This is a genomic window from Petrimonas sulfuriphila, from assembly GCA_038561985.1.
GTDB classification, from domain to species: Bacteria; Bacteroidota; Bacteroidia; order Bacteroidales; family Dysgonomonadaceae; genus Petrimonas; species Petrimonas sulfuriphila.
This window is the reverse complement of sequence record CP073276.1, coordinates 2,497,934-2,514,927: the sequence shown is the minus strand read 5'-3', so window position 1 is coordinate 2,514,927 and position 16,994 is coordinate 2,497,934. Positions and strand designations below refer to the sequence as shown.

Below are 16,994 nucleotides of genomic sequence, written 5' to 3'. Positions count from 1 at the left end.
GACTGAGAATATGCAAAGGTAGCAAAAATTCTCGCGCCGAAACAGTTGTAACACAAAATATATTTACCGGTAAAGCGGCAATCAGAACAATTGGAAATGAACAAAATCCCTCATTTGACGGTCTCTCCTTTTCTTTCTCTGGTAGTTTCGCATCACAATATATGAAACTGCCGAAAAGGCTGCCACCACCAAGATATCCTTAAATACACTATTTTTCATTATCGTAGTTTTTTAGTTATAACCGTTTTATCTGCTTTTGTGTTTAAACAAAATCAATTTTTCCGCTATGAAGTTACATAAAAATACCTTTTCGTCAAAAAATAAGGGTGAGAATTATCCTGAAAATAGTTTTATTAAAGCTATTTCATCGTTTTTAACTCAATTTGCAAAACACGTTCAGTCGCTGGTGTAATTTTAAACCGGTTATCCGCCCGATGCCCCACAACCCAAACCACCTCCTCACCCGAAAGCAAAAGCCATGTTTCTTCCTTTTCTTTCAGGTTAAATTTCTGATCAGTGAAAAAATCACTCAACTTCTTTTTGCCTTTCATTCCAAAGGGAATAAACCTGTCGCCGGCTTGCCATTTCCGCAACTTGAGGGGGAACTGCAGCTTAGCGACATCGGCATATAACATACGACTCTTTTTATCGATTAGTTTCGGTACACCTGTTAATTTAATAGCTAAATTTACCGGAGTGGATATTTCTTGCGATACCGCATCGATAAAATAGATTGGGTCATCGGACTCCGTTTTTTTTATTTTATCGATTAGGAAACACGTACGATCTTTTATCAACCGATGTGTAGGTGAAAAAAACTGCTTCCCCGGCGAAGCATCCAATCCAGCCTTCACATCATCGATCACGGCAGGATGAAACCCTAAAGGTGACAGGATCTCAAACAAAACCGATAAGGGGGAAGCGGATAGTTTTAGCGCCTCAATATCTATTCTGTTATTTTTCAAAACAACTTCAATATCCGCATGAACTGCTTTTTTATATATTTTCTCTGCTTCGGCCAAGTTTTCAGCAGTACGGAAAATGGTTTCGTTGACTGACGGATTGATTTTCTGCAACATCGGCAAAACATTTAACCGTATGTGATTCCGGGTATAAATATCTTCGAGATTGGTACTGTCAGTCCTGAAAGGGATTTGACGTTCCACCAGGTAATTTTCGATTTCGACCCGGGAGACACAAAGCATCGGACGGATAACTTTTCCGTTTTGGGGCGAAATTCCGCTAAATCCACTTATTCCCGTACCGCGGATTAAATTCATCAGTACCGTTTCCACCGAATCATCCTTGTGATGAGCTACGGCAATTGCATCGGCATTAAATTGTTTCCTCACTATTTCAAACCAGGCGTAACGCAATTCACGTGCTGCCATCTCGATGGAAATTTTTTTATCGGCGGCATATTGCCGGGTATCGAAGTCGATGGTTGTAAATTCAATATCACTCTCCTTACACCATTTCTTTACAAAGCGGGCATCCTCCTCCGATTCTTCTCCCCGAAGATGGAAATTACAATGTGCAGCAATACACCGGTAACCCAATAAAGTCATTATATCCAGTAAAGCCATGGAGTCAGCGCCCCCACTAAGCCCCGTAATCAACACATTATCGTTCTCCAACAAACGTTTTTGGGCAATATAGGATTTTATTTTCTGAAGCATCGGCTCAAGATATACGAACAGGTATTTTTTGTAAATGCAAAAATACGATATGTTTTTCAAAAATTGCGGGAAATGATTTCTTTCTTCAAAATCAAGGTAAATAGCCAAGAAAAATGTATTTTTGCATAAAATTAAAGACAATAAAGATCGTATGTTAGATAAAATTCACTCCCTTCTTTCTGAAATAGATCAATTTTCAGCATCGGATGCCGATGAACTGGAAGCATTACGCATCAAATACTTAAGCAAAAAGGGCATCATTTCTGTGCTGATGGACGATTTCAGAAACGTTGCCCCCGAACAAAAACGCGAAGTGGGTATGAAGCTGAACGAGCTGAAACAGAAAGCCCAGGAAAAAATTCTTTCGTTGAAAGAGATGTTTAACGGCAACAAAGAAAAAAACGTGGATATCGACCTGACCCGGACGGCTTATCCGGTTGCTCTCGGAGCACGTCATCCGATATCGATTGTGAAAGAAGAAATTTGTGATATTTTTAAACGTCTGGGATTTTCCATCGCCGAAGGGCCGGAAGTGGAAGACGACTGGCATGTTTTTTCTTCACTTAACTTCGCAGAAGACCATCCTGCACGAGATATGCAGGACACATTCTTTATCGAAAGCAACCCGGATATTGTTTTACGCACACACACTTCATCTGTCCAGACTCGCGTAATGGAGAAAACGCAACCGCCCATCCGCATTATTTGTCCGGGGAGAGTTTATAGGAACGAAGCTATCTCGTACAGGGCACATTGTTTTTTCCATCAGGTGGAAGCATTATACGTAGACAAAGATGTATCGTTTGCCGATTTGAAACAGGCGTTGCTTTTCTTTGCCAAAGAAATGTTTGGTAACGAAACAAAAATCCGGCTTCGTCCTTCTTATTTCCCGTTTACAGAACCCAGTGCAGAAATGGATATCTCCTGTAACCTATGTGGAGGTGAAGGTTGCCCATTCTGCAAATATACCGGTTGGGTGGAAATCCTGGGATGCGGCATGGTTGACCCCAATGTATTGGATAATTGCGGAATAGATAGTAGGGTCTACACCGGATACGCTCTTGGAATGGGTATTGAGCGTATTACAAACCTGAAATACCAGGTAAAAGACCTGCGGATGTTTTCGGAAAACGATTTGAGTTTCCTTAAGCAATTTCAGGCAGCACATTAGACTTTAAAATTCAATATGGCCGCTATTCGTAGTGTCGGGAAACTATTCAACTAAACAATTGAATATCATAAAACAATAAATGATATGATAAAAATAAAACGTCTTGTATTGTCCGCTTTAATTGTTTTACTCCCTGCAGTTAGCATGCAGGCTCAGCAAACCGTGAGAATGAATGCCATCAAAGCCAACGACTACGGGGTAATCTATTCATTGCCGAAAACATCTCTGGTGGTAACGCTGAAAGTAAAAAAAACGGTTTACAATCGCGGTGAGTTTTATCAGTTCGCACAACGATACTTGAGTATTGATCCTATCACCGAAAGCAGAACCGAATTTACACTTGAAGATGTAATGGTAACGAACCGAGGAGTCGCCGACAAGGATAATTCGTTTATGGTAATCTTCAGGCCTAACTCAATCGCGCCTTACGTTCATCTCACACAAGACGGACTGATTTCTACCATAAACACAGACCCTGAATCAGAAAAAACACCTTCTTTCGACGTTCCTGAGCCATCTCCCGCTCCGCTAAACCCGAGAAGGTTTTTGTCGGAAGAAACGCTGATGGCGGGTTCAACAGCCAAGCAGGCAGAATTGGTCTCGAAACAGATTTTTGAGCTACGGCGAAGCCGAAACGATATCCTGATCGGCGAAGCCGATAATATGCCGCCCGACGGTGAAGCCTACAAAGTAGTTATGGAGCAAATAAACAATCAGGAAAAAGCATTGACTGAAATGTTTTCGGGAAGTACACAAACTGAATATTTCACCAAAGAAATTGTGGTTATCCCCACAGAAAAAGATATTGATAAAAGGATTATTGGCAGGTTTTCCGAAAAACTTGGTCCTGTGGATGCTGATAATCTTGCCGGGGCTCCCATTTACCTGACACTGAGAAGTAAAACACAGAAAGCAGAGACCATTCTTACCGACAAAGATAAAGAACGCCTCGCAAAAAAACTCTCCGAAGGAGTAGTGTATAATGTTCCAGGAAAAGCGCAACTCACACTGGAGTTCAGGAACAAAACGTTGAAAAATATGGAAACAGATATCGTTCAGTTTGGCACAAAGGATGTACTTGCCAAAAAAATGTTCGACAATATGAAACAACCCATTAAGGTAGTTTTCTATCCCGATCTGGGTGCTATAAAGCAGATTATTCAGTAATCAGACACCCTATTCATCCTGCCGGCGTCAAGGACATTGCCGGAAAAAGGTATTTTGTTCAGACCTGACGCATGGATATAAAGGTGGAAAACCAGAGACTGCAGGGTAAGAATTTTTATTGGCAGTCCCAACAAATAATTTAGATATGAGAAAAAATATTTTTCTTCCCGTTGCTATTTTGTTTTTCTTACTTTTGTGCACATTGTTTTCCTGCAAAAAGACCGCACAAATTTCCACAAAAATAGTTTTTGACAGTATCGTGATTAAAGACCAGATACCCCTACTCGAAACGAACGACACAACATTGCCTTTTGCCGATGTTAAAATAAGCTTTACTTATCCGGTAAAGTTTGGCAACAAGGAAGACCTTGCCCGTTTGCAACAAATCTTTATCGGTACATTTTTCAACAGCCTCCACCTCGACACCCTTTCTCCGCAAGAAGCTGTTAAGGCATATGTTTCCGGTTACAAAGAGGAATATAAGTCGCTGTCAAACACCTATTATTCCGAAAAGAGCCGACTTCCAAAAGGTGAGATACCTATGTGGTACTGGTATTATATGTACAACACCAATAAAGTGATGTTTCAAAACGATTCACTGCTGAGTTACGCTATAGAATATAGTGATTATACCGGTGGTGCACACGGCTCGTACAGAATTACTTATACGAACATCGATCTGGGTGAATTGGTTACTGTTTCGGAAGAGGACATCTTTGTGTCCAATTATAAAAAGCCACTCGCAGAAATCATAATTAACAGATTGATGGATCAATACAATGTCAGCGTTCCTGATTCCTTAATCAGCTTAGGTTTTTTTAATCTGGACGAAGTTTTTCCGAACAACAATTTTTGGCTGGACCATGAAGGGATTCACTACTCATTTAATCAATACGAGATTGCACCCTACTCAATGGGCGTAATTAATGTTGACATTCCCTACGGGGATTTGTCGGCTATCCTCAAACCGGAAAACGTTACACAAAAATTCTTTTTAAACTCAGGTCATCGCTGACCCGAGTTTTTTGAAAGATTCAGTTAATTGGCGACAAACTCCATATAAAGAACAAGATCTACATCTTTTGCAATCGCCTTGGAATCAGGATCGTAAGCTACGTTATAATCCAACCGGTTGATACTGTTTTTAGCCGTAAAGCCGATAATATCCTTACCGTCTCTGCCCACAATTTTTCCACCGTATTTAACCTCAAACGTAACGGGTTTTGTTACATCTTTGACGGTAAGCAAACCGTTTAATTTGTATCTCTTGTCGCCGGTTTTCTCGATGTCTGTACTTTTAAAACTCATTTTTGGATACTTTTCCACATCGAAAAAATCCGCACTACGCAAATGCTTATCACGCGGCTCAATCCGGGTATCAATACTTTCCGCATCAACCGTAAACTCAATATTGGCATTCTCCAGGCTGTTTAAATCCCCTTCTATAAATCCTTCGAAAGAATTAAAACTGCCGTTGACAAAAGATATTCCGTTATGTTTCACTTTAAAATTGACGGAAGAATGTGCTTTATCCACCAAATATCTCGTTTGGGCCATTAAGCCGAACATAAAAAACAATACTAAAAATGTTAAACCTGTTTTTTTCATCGTTTTATTCCTTTTTTAATTTAATTCCACCTTTTAACCCACCTACCACAGGTTTTGTTCAGAAATTGATGTAATTTTGCGTAAACAAATCCATACAAAGTTTGTTTATCCATGGAGGGGGAATTGGGCTCTCTTCTTTATTAAGAACCGATCACAGCGATCGATAATCAATATTTATCATGCAGGAATTAGATCAAGATCAGATATTAACCGACTTAACAACACAAGATTACAAATACGGATTCGTCACGGACGTTGAAACATATACAATTGAAAAAGGGCTGAATGAAGACGTTGTCCGGTTAATTTCTTCGAAAAAAAATGAGCCGGAATGGTTACTGGAATTCCGGTTAAAAGCATATCGTCATTGGCTGACAATGAAACTGCCCGACTGGGCGCAGTTAAATATCCCGGAAATAGATTTTCAGGAAATTATTTACTACGCAGATCCGACTCAAAAAAAGACTCCAAAATCGTTGGAGGAAGTAGATCCGGAGTTGTTGAAAACATTTGAACGATTAGGTATTCCGCTCAACGAACAAAAACAGCTGACCGGCGTGGCCGTAGATGCCGTTATGGATAGTGTCTCCATAAAAACGACTTTCAAGGAGGTCCTTGCTGAAAAAGGAATTATATTCAGCTCCTTCAGTGAAGCCGTGAAAAACCACCCCGACCTGGTGAAAAAATACCTGGCTACCGTGGTTCCTTACAAGGACAACTTCTATGCAGCATTAAACTCTGCCGTTTTCAGCGACGGCTCTTTCGTGTATGTCCCGAAAGGAGTTCGTTGCCCGATGGAATTATCTACCTATTTCCGTATAAATGCGCAAAACACAGGCCAGTTTGAACGTACGCTTATTGTTGCTGACGACAATTCATACGTAAGTTATCTGGAAGGATGCACGGCCCCCATGCGTGACGAAAATCAGCTGCACGCGGCAGTGGTGGAGATCATTGCCCTTGAGAATGCCGAAGTAAAATATTCGACGGTACAAAACTGGTATCCGGGTGATAAAAACGGTAAGGGCGGAGTTTATAACTTCGTTACGAAACGCGGTATCTGCAAAGGCAATAATTCAAAGATTTCCTGGACACAGGTTGAAACTGGTTCAGCAATTACCTGGAAATATCCCTCGTGTATCATGGCAGGAGACAACTCCGTAGGGGAGTTTTATTCAGTTGCCGTTACCAACAACTTCCAACAGGCCGACACAGGAACAAAAATGATCCACCTGGGCAAAAATACCCGCAGCCGCATCGTCTCCAAAGGAATTTCAGCGGGAAGCAGTCAAAACAGCTACCGGGGATTGGTGAAGGTTTCTAAAAAAGCGATCAACGCAAGAAACCACTCACAATGCGATAGTTTGTTACTTACCGATCATTGCGGAGCCCACACTTTTCCTTATACCGACATCCAAAACCCCTCAGCGATTTTGGAACACGAAGCCACTACTTCAAAAATCAGTGAAGATCAGATTTTTTTACTGCAATCAGCGCGGTTTAGGAGAAGAAGAAGCCATAGGATTAATCGTGAACGGATATGTGAAAGAAGTAGTAAATAAACTTCCTATGGAGTTTGCCGTGGAAGCGCAAAAGCTGCTGCAGATCAGTTTGGAAGGCAGTGTAGGTTAATCTCCGGGTATGTATGGGTTGTGGATTGAAGACAAGTTAATTAGCTGTATAACTATTTAAAGCCGACACTGAAATGCAAAATGCTATTACAAAATTAACAACCGTTCTCATAGCACTTATCACGGTTCTATGTTTCACAAGCTGTGGAACTTCCTATTACGGGGCAGCGGAGAACAATTACTACGACAATTATTACGACTACAATCCGGCATGGGCGCCCGATTATTACTTTGGAACGCGCTATTACTATTTTCCCGACATTGAAACCTACTACGATCTGGGCACACGCAATTTCGTATATCTCAATAACGGACGTTGGCTTTTCGGACCAACGCTTCCGCCCATTTACGCTGCATTCAACCTGAATAATGCATTTATTGTAATCGTCAACCGTAGTGTGTACACCCCCTGGATGCATCATCACTATTACAATTCGCACTATCCACGCTATTATTACATCGATTATTACGACTTCAGTAACATCCCGTACGTAAGGGGATACAACGAAAACGGGCGCAGGGCAGTATATTGGCGAGAAGCAGAACGAAACCGCGCACGTGAATGGGGCGACAGAAGTATCCGCGAAGGGCGTAAATTCAAATACTCGACAGACGATCGCCGGGTACAGCAGGAAGTTACCCGCCGGATAACACAACGCACAGCCGTTTCGCCTGAAGAACTCAGACAAATTGGCAACGCTGACGAAGGAAGAATGGTCACATCCCGGTCGGGTACCACGCAAACGCCTTCCCGACAGGCGGCACCCGATACTCAGCGCACGAGTACCAGACGTTCCGAAGAAACGAATTACTACGGCGGAGAAATTGGTCAACCGGTGAAAGTACAGCCACAAATGCGCGGGAACACAAGTGGGCGTAGTTCTTCAACAAGGAGTGAAGGAACGTCAACACGAAACAGAGAGAAAACAACTTCAGGAAGGAGTTCTGATTCCCGCCGATAACTATTTCACGGTCGCAATAAAACAAGATCGTTAAAATAAACACATAAAATATATTTATTTTACCTCTGTTATTAGCTGTTTAAACAAAAAAATCTGAAAAATTCTTACCGGAAAGCCAGTAAAAAACCTAAAAATACACATGAGCATCCTTACTATTTCCGTTCTTGTACTGCTGAGCATCGTACTGATTGTAATCCTTACATCCGTCACAAAGCTCAACGCATTTGCATCGTTGTTCATGGTGTCTTTACTGCTTGCGGTTATCGCACTACCAGGTAAAGACATCGTGGAAATTCTTAAACAGGGCTTCGGCAACACCGTATCATCCATCGGATTTCTTATCATTTTTGGAGCAATCATTGCTGTGGTATTGGAAAAAACCGGTGGTGCAGCCAGCATCGCCAATTATATTTTATCGAAGACAGGACACCGGAACGCTGCCTCAGCAATGGGAATCACGGGGTTCATTGTAGGATTGCCCATTTTTTGTGATTCTGGATATATCATTATGAGCGGACTGGCAAAGTCATTCAGTTCCAAAGCCAAAGTCGCGCTGCCTTTTATTGCATTTGTACTGGCGACTTCGCTCTATTCAGTTCATTGCCTCACTCCCACCCATCCCGGTGCTTTGGCCGCCTCCGGGATTCTGGGTGCCAACCTGGGTATGCTGATCGTCTTGGGAACACTGTTTGCTATTCCTGCAGCTTTGGCCGCCTTTTTGTGGATTAAATGGCAAACCCGAAACGACATTTACACAGAAACCGAAAATTCTCATCATGAAATCCGGAGCAATGAACAACTTCCTCCGATTCACCTTTCCTTGTTACCTATCGTTACACCGCTTTTGCTTATAGCAACCGGCTCGTTGCTAACCGTACTGGATATTTCCAATGTCAACTTTATACTAAAAGGATTGGCTTTTCTCGGACAACCTATCGTTTCACTGATGATTGGGGTATTGCTATCGTTGTTTCTACTAAAAAACAGGGCAATAAAAAATATCAATATAGTCCTAGAATCTGCCATTGAAAAAGCTGGACCGATACTGATCGTTACCGGTGCAGGAGGAATGTTCGGGCTGGTGATCAAGGAAACCGGGGTGGGCGCTTATGCGGGCGAGTTTTTGCTGCAAACGGGATTGGGACTTGCCGTTCCGTTTCTCATAGCATCAATTTTAAAAACGGCGCAAGGTTCTTCTACCGTGGCAATTATCACGGCTGCATCTTTCGTTGTACCAATGCTACCCGCTTTGGGACTTGACTCTGAACCAGGAAAACTTTTGGCAATGATCTCGATGGGTGCAGGTTCGATGATGGTATCACATGCCAATGATTCTTACTTCTGGGTGGTTTCCCGGTTCTCGGGAATCGGCTCAAATACAGCGCTGAAGGTATACTCATCAGCCACCGTTGTGATGGGAATTGTAACGTTTCTTTGCGTGTGGCTGACTTCGCTCTTCATGTTGTAACCGGAAAAGATGAAAAAAATTGCCGAACTGATATTTTTTGCCGGAGTGAACGGTGTCTTGCCTGAGAAGCTGATGCAATCACAGGTGAAACTCTCCGGAGATCTATTGCAAGTCGCAGAAAAGAGATTCCCGTTATCCCGTTTCAGGCACATTTATGTTTTAGCTGCCGGTAAAGCAGCCGCCTCAATGTCTAGGGGGGTGGAAAAAGTTTTAGGCGACAAAATAACAAACGGTCACGTTGTCACCAAGTATGGACACGGAATGAACCTGAACTACCTGACACTTACCGAAGCTGGTCATCCTATACCCGATGCGGAGGGGGTAAAAGGTACTCAAAAAATAGTTAATATCGCCCGAAAAGCAACCGAAGATGACCTGGTTATCTGCCTGATATCCGGAGGAGCATCGGCTTTAATGGCCGATTTCCCGGAAGGTGTAACTCTCGATGATTTAAAACGCACCAATGAATTGCTGACCAAATGCGGCGCGAATATTACCGAAATTAATACGGTACGTAAGCATTTATCAAAAATTAAAGGAGGTCAACTCGCCCGGATACTCTTTCCGGCAACAACGGTGTGCCTGATATTATCGGATGTGGTCGGTGATAGGCTGGACGTGATTGCGTCTGGGCCAACTGTGGGTGATTCAAGTAGTTTTGCGGATGCACTGACTATTATTGATAAGTATTCGCTACAAAACCGGCTTCCCTCGTCTGTGTTGCATTATTTACTCGAAGGTGCAGACGGTTCAATTGCAGATACTCCCAAACCGGACAATCCGGTTTTTTCAAAATGTGCACAACTACATTATCGGTAGTAATGGTATCGCTCTCGAAAGCTCCGCAAAAAAGGCGATGGAACTGGGCTTTGAAACGCATACAGTAACCGACAGTATACAGGAGGATGTCACCGAAACCGCCAATTTTATTCTGAAAACAATCGATAATCAGAAGCCCACCGGTAACAAACCCGTTTGCCTGCTATTCGGCGGAGAGCCCACAGTAAAAGTTTCGGGGAAGGGACTAGGTGGGCGTAACCAACACCTGGCCTTGTATTTAGCAACAAAAATCTGTTGTAAAAAAAACATCACTATTCTTTGTGCGGGCACCGACGGTACAGACGGGCCTACAGACGCAGCAGGGGCAGTTGTGGATTACGAAACCGCGACCAAGGCTGTAGAGAAGGGTATCGACCCGAACCATTACCTCTCCAATTGCGACTCCTATCGTTTTTTTCAACAAGTTGGAGGGCATATCATCACCGGAAATACAGGTACAAACGTGATGGATATAATTGTGGCAATTGTTCAATAATTTTGTTTAAATTTGTACGACAAGCCCATAAAATTGAATCGACAGGGAATCAACTGATTCCAAAATTCATCAATGGTTAAGTTCCCCAATGATGAGAATCTCCCTTTATGATTACCCCGGGATTCAATATATTCAAATATATACAAGCACATTGGATACTCCGGACAAAATGTGTTACCTGACTTCTCAGACTACACAAAAATAAGCTTTTAGGCTTAACCCTGTGTCCCGGCTAAGTTAGTAATTCCACTGATAAACTTTAGTTTGAAGAGATACACTAAACTATTATTTAGTCTCTCCTTAATAAATCACTTTTATCAGGTCGCAAGTTGTAATCTCTGCTTGAAAAATATTCTGAGAACAAAATCCAAAAACTCTCTTACGAGTTTTTCCATCATTTTCTTCAAGTTCCAAGCCGTTGCAGCCATAAAAGCATTGATTTGTATGCCTTTTTCGCCCCACAAGTAGTTTTGTTCCATACGAAAGTCTTTTTTCAGATGTCCGATAATGGGTTCGATGGCTGCTCTGGCTCTACATTTGTTGCGTTTGCACCGTTTTTGATAAACCGTATCCGATGCTTTGGGTTTGTCGGGGGTAATGATGGTTACTCCCTTAATCTGCTTTCTGCCTTTCCCGCCACGATCGTATGCCAGCTCTTGGGGTAGTTTCAGCTTGTTCTGCTGCATTTGTTCCAATAAAGGATCGATGGTGTCTCCGTCATAAGGCGTATCCAAAAAAGCTTTTATCGCCGTGATAACTTTTCGACCTCTTTTTCCCGTAGTTATCAGTCCGACCTTATTGCCGAACTCATATTGTTTGTGCGTTTTGCCCTTGGAGATACAGCGTGTAAAAGGCTTGTGAAGGCTGTAAATCTTGTCTTTGTCATCTTTCTGTTGATTGATAACACGCTTGTAAAGCGACAGCTCTTTCCGGTAAAGCGCTTTTTGCTCATCGCTCATTTTGCGTTCAAGTTCTCGCAACAGGGCCCCTGCTATGGTTTTCAACCGTCGCTTTGCTTTTCCGGCTTTTTTTGCCCGCTTGGGATGCTTGCCGTTGTAAGTGTCGCGAACCAACTGCTTGCTCTCCCGTGTATAACGCTGACGCTGCTTAATACCCGATTCTTCGGCTATTTTATTGCATTTGTCGATAACCTTTTTACACAATTTGGCATCGGTGGGAAAAGTGGTGTTGTTTTCCTGGACTGTGGTGTCCGAAAGAACAAACTTGGATTGCCTGGGTACTTCTTTTCCGTGAAGATGCACGCTGTAGGCGAATATTTTGCCTGTGCCTTCTTTTTCCCACACGATTACGGAAGTGAACAAAATCACTCGGATCGAAAGGAAACTTGTGTTCGAAAAAATTCTCCGCCACAAAAAATACTGGAAGTAAACGTCTCGAACCCAAAACTCGGGTATACGTTCATCGCCGAGATTGTACAGATGCTTCAGCATCAAACAACCCACCATCAGACGAATGGGAACGCTTGGAGCCCCTTTTTCTGAATACAGCGGGGAAAACTCGTTTTCGAAGTATTCCCAATCTATTTTGTCTGCAAGCAAAACAAGTTCGTGCTTGCTGTCGATAAAGTCTTTCAGCATAGGACGGAATAAATCGCGCTGTCCTTTTTCCGGTAATTTTCCTATCATAATTTGCAGGGTTTCATACCGTAAAGATACAAAAAACGGCAAAAACACACAAGAAATACTAACGTTATTTTGCTGCTCATCAGATAATTATGCCTATTTTAAGGATCGACTATTTATTAAAACCTTTTGAGGAAAGAAATTCCCAAATACGTTCCAGGTATGTATAGCTCCCTGTTCCTGGAGATGCTTTAAGCTGGAAACAGTGGTCACGAGTAGCTAAGGTATGAAGTTCGCTTTGAATTCCCATCTGTTGCATCTTTTCCCAAGTCTTTACTGAGTTCATAGCAGCCCATCCGTCAGCATCTCCGTGTACAAATAGCATAGGAGCCGTTTTTAAATCGAAAGAGAGTTCTGGAACGAGAACGGCACTATCTTCATTGCCTTTATCTATATTGGGTTGCTCCGAGCCATCGGTTAGCGCATATGCAGGATAAATACCAATTCCCCATTGTACATTACAACGAAGTTTATCAATTTCGTCAATAGGCAAATAAGACTGATGCAAAGACGAAGTAACCCCCATCAAAGTTAAATGCCCACCTGCAGAACTACCCATAATACCTATTCGTTCTGGATCAAGCCCGCGTTTAGACGCTTCGCTTCGTACGATTTTGATGGCACGCTGCAAGTCTTGCCAAGCTGTGGTATGTTTAGATAACCCTGTAGTAGGTCTAGGTGTACGATACTTTAAGGTTACTACTGTCATTCCCATTTCATTTAGATAGCGACGGGCAGGAGCCACTTCAAAACCATCTGGGTCGTTGCCTTCATAACTTCCGCCCGAGTAGATAATTTGTATCGCTTTTATCTTTAGGTTTTTTGGTGTATGCCATTCTAAATAAGGTGTGCATTGATTCGGTTGAATATCTGGTGTTTTTCCCTCTGGCCAAATATTCATCTTAAAATAATCGGTACGACTATCATCGGAAGCATATCGCTTCATCAATTCTTCTTCCCCAGCTAGCTTACCCATATATCCCATTTGGCGCATAAATTCAACTCCTCTTTCTAGTCCAAAAGCGCCATGTCCCTTATCCGCATATAGATGTAATTCGGCAGGAATATTCATTCGTCTGAGTTGGCGGTAAACCAATGTCGAGGTCTGTGAAGCATAAATATCAGTTCCTCCGTGATGAAGACTCATCGGACAGGTACGTTCATCAAATTTAAAAACATTACTCAAATTCACATCCGTTCCATATCCTTGTCGGCTAGCAGGTATACCTGTTTCTGCATCGTTAGTACCATAGGCTGGAGCATTAATAATCGCCCAATTAATGTTGCAAGGTAGTTCGTCAATTGGGTCCACTTTTTCATAAGCCGATGTTTGTGAACTAGTCGCTAGCAATAAAGCTAAATGTGAACCTGCTGACATGGATATAACTCCTATTTTTTCTGGATCAAATCCACGTTTTTTAGCTTCACTCCGTACTTTACGTACAGCACGTTGTCCATCTTCCCATGCAGTTTGATAAATAGGAAGCCCCACAGGCCTAGGCGTCCTATACACAAAGTTTATACATTGAAACCCTAATTGAGTAAATGTTTTATTCCATAGTTTAATGAGTTCTACATCACAACAGGACTCGTAAGAACCGCCCGAAATAAGAATCATACATCCTCCATTACGTACTTCCTTAGGGGGGGCATCAAACCATTCCAGGTAAGCTACCCGATTCTTGTCTGCATTAAAATCTTTTTTCCCAGCCTCGTCTACCATGGCTGCAATCTGATGATCTTGCCTATGTGGCATTTTATCCTTTGGCCAAATAGGAACTCTTTCACTAGCAAATAAACTTATACTAATAAACAAAGTTAATAAGCATGCCATTTTTCTCATAGCTGAATATTATTTAAGATAAAGTAACGTATACAAAAGTACGTAAATTCGTTGAAGCTACAAGGCTTTAAGTTTCAAAAAGGAGTAAGCTAAAATAAAGAAATTCAAAAAAAACTTTTTACTTTTGTCATACCACTACGGTTTTATGCTAGCAGAGATTTATTTTTTCTTATGCCAGTCTCATTGAATAAGCATCGTCATCGATAGTTTTGATACATAATTATCCTTCTGGTAACTTAACTCCAACTAGTGCAGATTTGAACATAACCAAAAAATCAGTGATGCATGTAAACTTATGGATATTAATTCACTAACCCATTTAATAATAAATAACAGAAAGTAGAATAGTTTTGCAGCTAATGTGAAGTATAGCACTTCATCACACCTCCATTAAAAAAATCAGTAAAGATTAAAGTATGTATTTCATAGTAGTTAATATAGCGAAAACTGGAAACTAAATGTTTCAACTGTATTTCAATCAAAAATTAAGGGAGTTACAATATTAACTGTAACTCCCTCATTTTTAAGTCGGGGTGGCGGGATTCGAACTCGCGACCCCCTGCTCCCAAAGCAGGTACACTAACCGGACTGTGCTACACCCCGAGTCGTTCTTTTCAAAACGTGGGTGCAAAAGTACGATTTTATCCCGATAATATCAAAACTTTTCAGCTTTTTTTAATCGATAAGCGGTTTCAACGTTAGAAATGTGTAAATTTGCAATTCAAACATGGCAAACGAGCAAAATATATGTATAGAAACAGGACTTGTGGCGAATTACGAATCGCCGACATAAATAAGGAGGTCACCCTTTCGGGCTGGGTGCACAAAATTCGTAAAATGGGAGGTATGACTTTTATTGACTTACGCGACCGATACGGAGTCACTCAATTATCGTTTAACCAGGAGATAGACCGCGAACTTTGCGAACAGGCAAATAAACTGGCACGTGAATATGTAATTCAGGTGACGGGAAAAGTAGCAGAAAGATCAAGCAAGAATCAAAACATACCTACCGGAGATATTGAAATAGTAGCAACGGCTGTGACTGTTTTAAACGCAGCACAAACGCCTCCTTTCACCATCGAAACAGAAACTGATGGGGGTGATGATTTACGCATGAAATACCGCTACCTCGATTTACGACGCAGCATAGTTAGAAAAAACCTTGAACTCCGTCACAAAATGGCGTTCGAGGCACGGAAGTATCTCGATAAAAGAGACTTTCTGGAAGTAGAAACTCCCGTGCTTATCGGTTCTACTCCGGAAGGTGCACGCGATTTCATTGTACCATCGCGTATGAACCAGGGAGAGTTTTACGCGCTGCCACAATCGCCGCAGCTCTTTAAGCAGCTACTGATGGTTTCGGGATTCGATCGTTATTTCCAGATCGTGAAATGCTTTCGGGATGAGGACCTGCGCGCCGACCGCCAACCGGAATTTACACAAATCGATTGTGAAATGTCGTTCGTTGAGCAGGAAGACGTGCTGAATATGTTTGAGGGACTGACGAAACATCTTTTTAAAACGCAGAAAGGAATTGAGCTTCCCGATTTTCCGCGGATGAGCTACGCCGATGCCATGCGGCAATACGGATCGGACAAGCCCGATATCCGTTTCGACATGAAGTTTGTGGAAATAAAGGATTTGACAACCGGCCGGGGTTTTGGTGTCTTCGACTCATCGGAATACGTCGGTGCCATTTGTGCTCAGGGATGCGCTGCATACACCCGCAAACAACTCGACGAGTTGACGGATTTTGTGAAGCGACCGCAGATCGGAGCCAAAGGGTTAATCTATGTTCGTTACAACGAAGATGCAACCTTAAAATCATCGGTAGATAAATTCTTCTCCGAAAGCGATTTGAAATTGTGGGCGGAACGTTGCAACGCCAAACCCGGAGACCTGCTTCTTGTGTTAAGTGGAGAAACCGAGAAAACACAAAAACAACTCTCTGAACTTCGTCTCGAAATGGGTGCGCGCCTAGGATTACGAGACAAAAACAATTACAAATGCCTTTGGGTAGTAGATTTTCCTTTGCTGGAAAAAGACGAAGAGTTGAACCGGTTTTTCGCCAAGCATCATCCCTTTACCTCCCCCAAACCGGAAGATATCGCACTGCTTGATTCAGATCCGGGAGCTGTTCGCGCCAACGCTTACGATTTAGTAATCAATGGCGTGGAAGTTGGTGGCGGATCTATCCGTATCCATGACAGCGCGCTGCAAAAGAAAATGTTTTCGGTTCTTGGTTTTACCGAAGAACGCGCCCAGGAACAATTTGGATTTCTGATGAACGCTTTCAAGTACGGGGCACCTCCGCACGGAGGGATAGCCTTCGGCTTGGACAGGCTGGTTTCACTCTTTGCCGGGCTCGATAGTATTCGCGACTGCATCGCTTTCCCGAAAAACAATTCCGGACGCGACGTCATGATTGATGCTCCTTCGCGCATTGAACAAGAGCAGCTGGATGAACTGGGCTTGATTATCGTAGAAAAAGAAAAATAAGTTTT

Annotated in this window: 13 protein-coding genes, 1 tRNA gene and 2 pseudogenes; 10 read left to right on the top strand and 6 right to left on the bottom strand. The window is 42.3% G+C overall.

Features of this window, described 5'->3' with window-relative positions:
• Positions 1-81: 81 nt before the first annotated feature.
• On the bottom strand, positions 82-219 hold the full coding sequence (locus KCV26_10500; GenBank protein WZX35736.1) for a hypothetical protein: 138 nt from the start codon (positions 217-219) through the stop codon (positions 82-84).
• A 140-nt stretch (positions 220-359) separates the two neighbouring features.
• Entirely contained in the window at positions 360-1,679 is a 1,320-nt protein-coding gene (gene tilS / locus KCV26_10495; protein ID WZX35735.1) for a tRNA lysidine(34) synthetase TilS, read from the bottom strand.
• Between the two features lie 151 nt (positions 1,680-1,830).
• Here tilS and pheS point away from each other — a divergent pair, with 151 nt between their 5' ends.
• The 3 genes from pheS (at position 1,831) to KCV26_10480 (ending at position 5,032) form a co-directional block, all read left to right on the top strand.
• Entirely contained in the window at positions 1,831-2,850 is a 1,020-nt protein-coding gene (pheS, locus tag KCV26_10490) for a phenylalanine--tRNA ligase subunit alpha (protein ID WZX35734.1), read from the top strand.
• 84 nt (positions 2,851-2,934) lie between these two features.
• Positions 2,935-4,017, top strand: coding sequence for a DUF4831 family protein (locus KCV26_10485; protein ID WZX35733.1), 1,083 nt, complete (start codon positions 2,935-2,937; stop codon positions 4,015-4,017).
• 145 nt (positions 4,018-4,162) lie between these two features.
• Positions 4,163-5,032: a DUF3298 domain-containing protein gene (locus tag KCV26_10480; protein WZX35732.1), complete on the top strand. Its 870-nt coding sequence runs from the start codon at positions 4,163-4,165 to the stop codon at positions 5,030-5,032.
• 23 nt (positions 5,033-5,055) lie between these two features.
• Here the strand turns inward: KCV26_10480 and KCV26_10475 are convergent, their stop codons facing one another.
• Positions 5,056-5,625, bottom strand: coding sequence for a YceI family protein (locus tag KCV26_10475; GenBank protein WZX35731.1), 570 nt, complete (start codon positions 5,623-5,625; stop codon positions 5,056-5,058).
• Between the two features lie 179 nt (positions 5,626-5,804).
• Here KCV26_10475 and sufB point away from each other — a divergent pair.
• The 5 genes and pseudogenes from sufB (at position 5,805) to KCV26_10450 (ending at position 11,001) form a co-directional block, all read left to right on the top strand.
• Positions 5,805-7,257, top strand: a pseudogene (sufB, locus tag KCV26_10470) (Fe-S cluster assembly protein SufB).
• 73 nt (positions 7,258-7,330) lie between these two features.
• Positions 7,331-8,218 carry a hypothetical protein gene (locus KCV26_10465; protein ID WZX35730.1) on the top strand — a complete coding sequence of 296 codons (888 nt, stop codon included), beginning with the start codon at positions 7,331-7,333 and terminating at the stop codon, positions 8,216-8,218.
• 139 nt (positions 8,219-8,357) lie between these two features.
• The gene (locus tag KCV26_10460) at positions 8,358-9,686 is read left to right on the top strand and encodes a GntP family permease (protein WZX35729.1); all 1,329 of its coding nucleotides are present in this window, start codon (positions 8,358-8,360) and stop codon (positions 9,684-9,686) included.
• 9 nt (positions 9,687-9,695) lie between these two features.
• A complete protein-coding gene (locus KCV26_10455; GenBank protein ID WZX35728.1) occupies positions 9,696-10,505 on the top strand; it encodes a glycerate-2-kinase family protein in 810 nt (269 codons plus the stop codon).
• Complete coding sequence (locus KCV26_10450; protein ID WZX35727.1) at positions 10,483-11,001, top strand: hypothetical protein; 519 nt, start codon at positions 10,483-10,485, stop codon at positions 10,999-11,001. Before KCV26_10455 ends, KCV26_10450 begins: the two co-directional genes overlap by 23 nt.
• A gap of 383 nt (positions 11,002-11,384) precedes the next feature.
• On the opposite strand, the pseudogene KCV26_10445 reads toward KCV26_10450, so the two are convergent.
• Both KCV26_10445 and KCV26_10440 read right to left on the bottom strand, forming a co-directional pair.
• A pseudogene (locus KCV26_10445) lies at positions 11,385-12,599 on the bottom strand (IS5 family transposase).
• A 157-nt stretch (positions 12,600-12,756) separates the two neighbouring features.
• Complete coding sequence (locus KCV26_10440; GenBank protein ID WZX35726.1) at positions 12,757-14,487, bottom strand: alpha/beta hydrolase; 1,731 nt, start codon at positions 14,485-14,487, stop codon at positions 12,757-12,759.
• Between the two features lie 209 nt (positions 14,488-14,696).
• Between KCV26_10440 and KCV26_10435 the strand changes: the two genes are divergently transcribed.
• Entirely contained in the window at positions 14,697-14,801 is a 105-nt protein-coding gene (locus tag KCV26_10435; protein ID WZX35725.1) for a hypothetical protein, read from the top strand.
• Between the two features lie 214 nt (positions 14,802-15,015).
• Here the strand turns inward: KCV26_10435 and KCV26_10430 are convergent.
• Positions 15,016-15,090: transfer RNA gene (locus KCV26_10430), tRNA-Pro, on the bottom strand.
• 144 nt (positions 15,091-15,234) lie between these two features.
• On the opposite strand from KCV26_10430, the gene aspS reads away from it, so the two are divergent.
• Entirely contained in the window at positions 15,235-16,989 is a 1,755-nt protein-coding gene (aspS, locus tag KCV26_10425; protein WZX35724.1) for an aspartate--tRNA ligase, read from the top strand.
• Positions 16,990-16,994 lie beyond the last annotated feature (5 nt).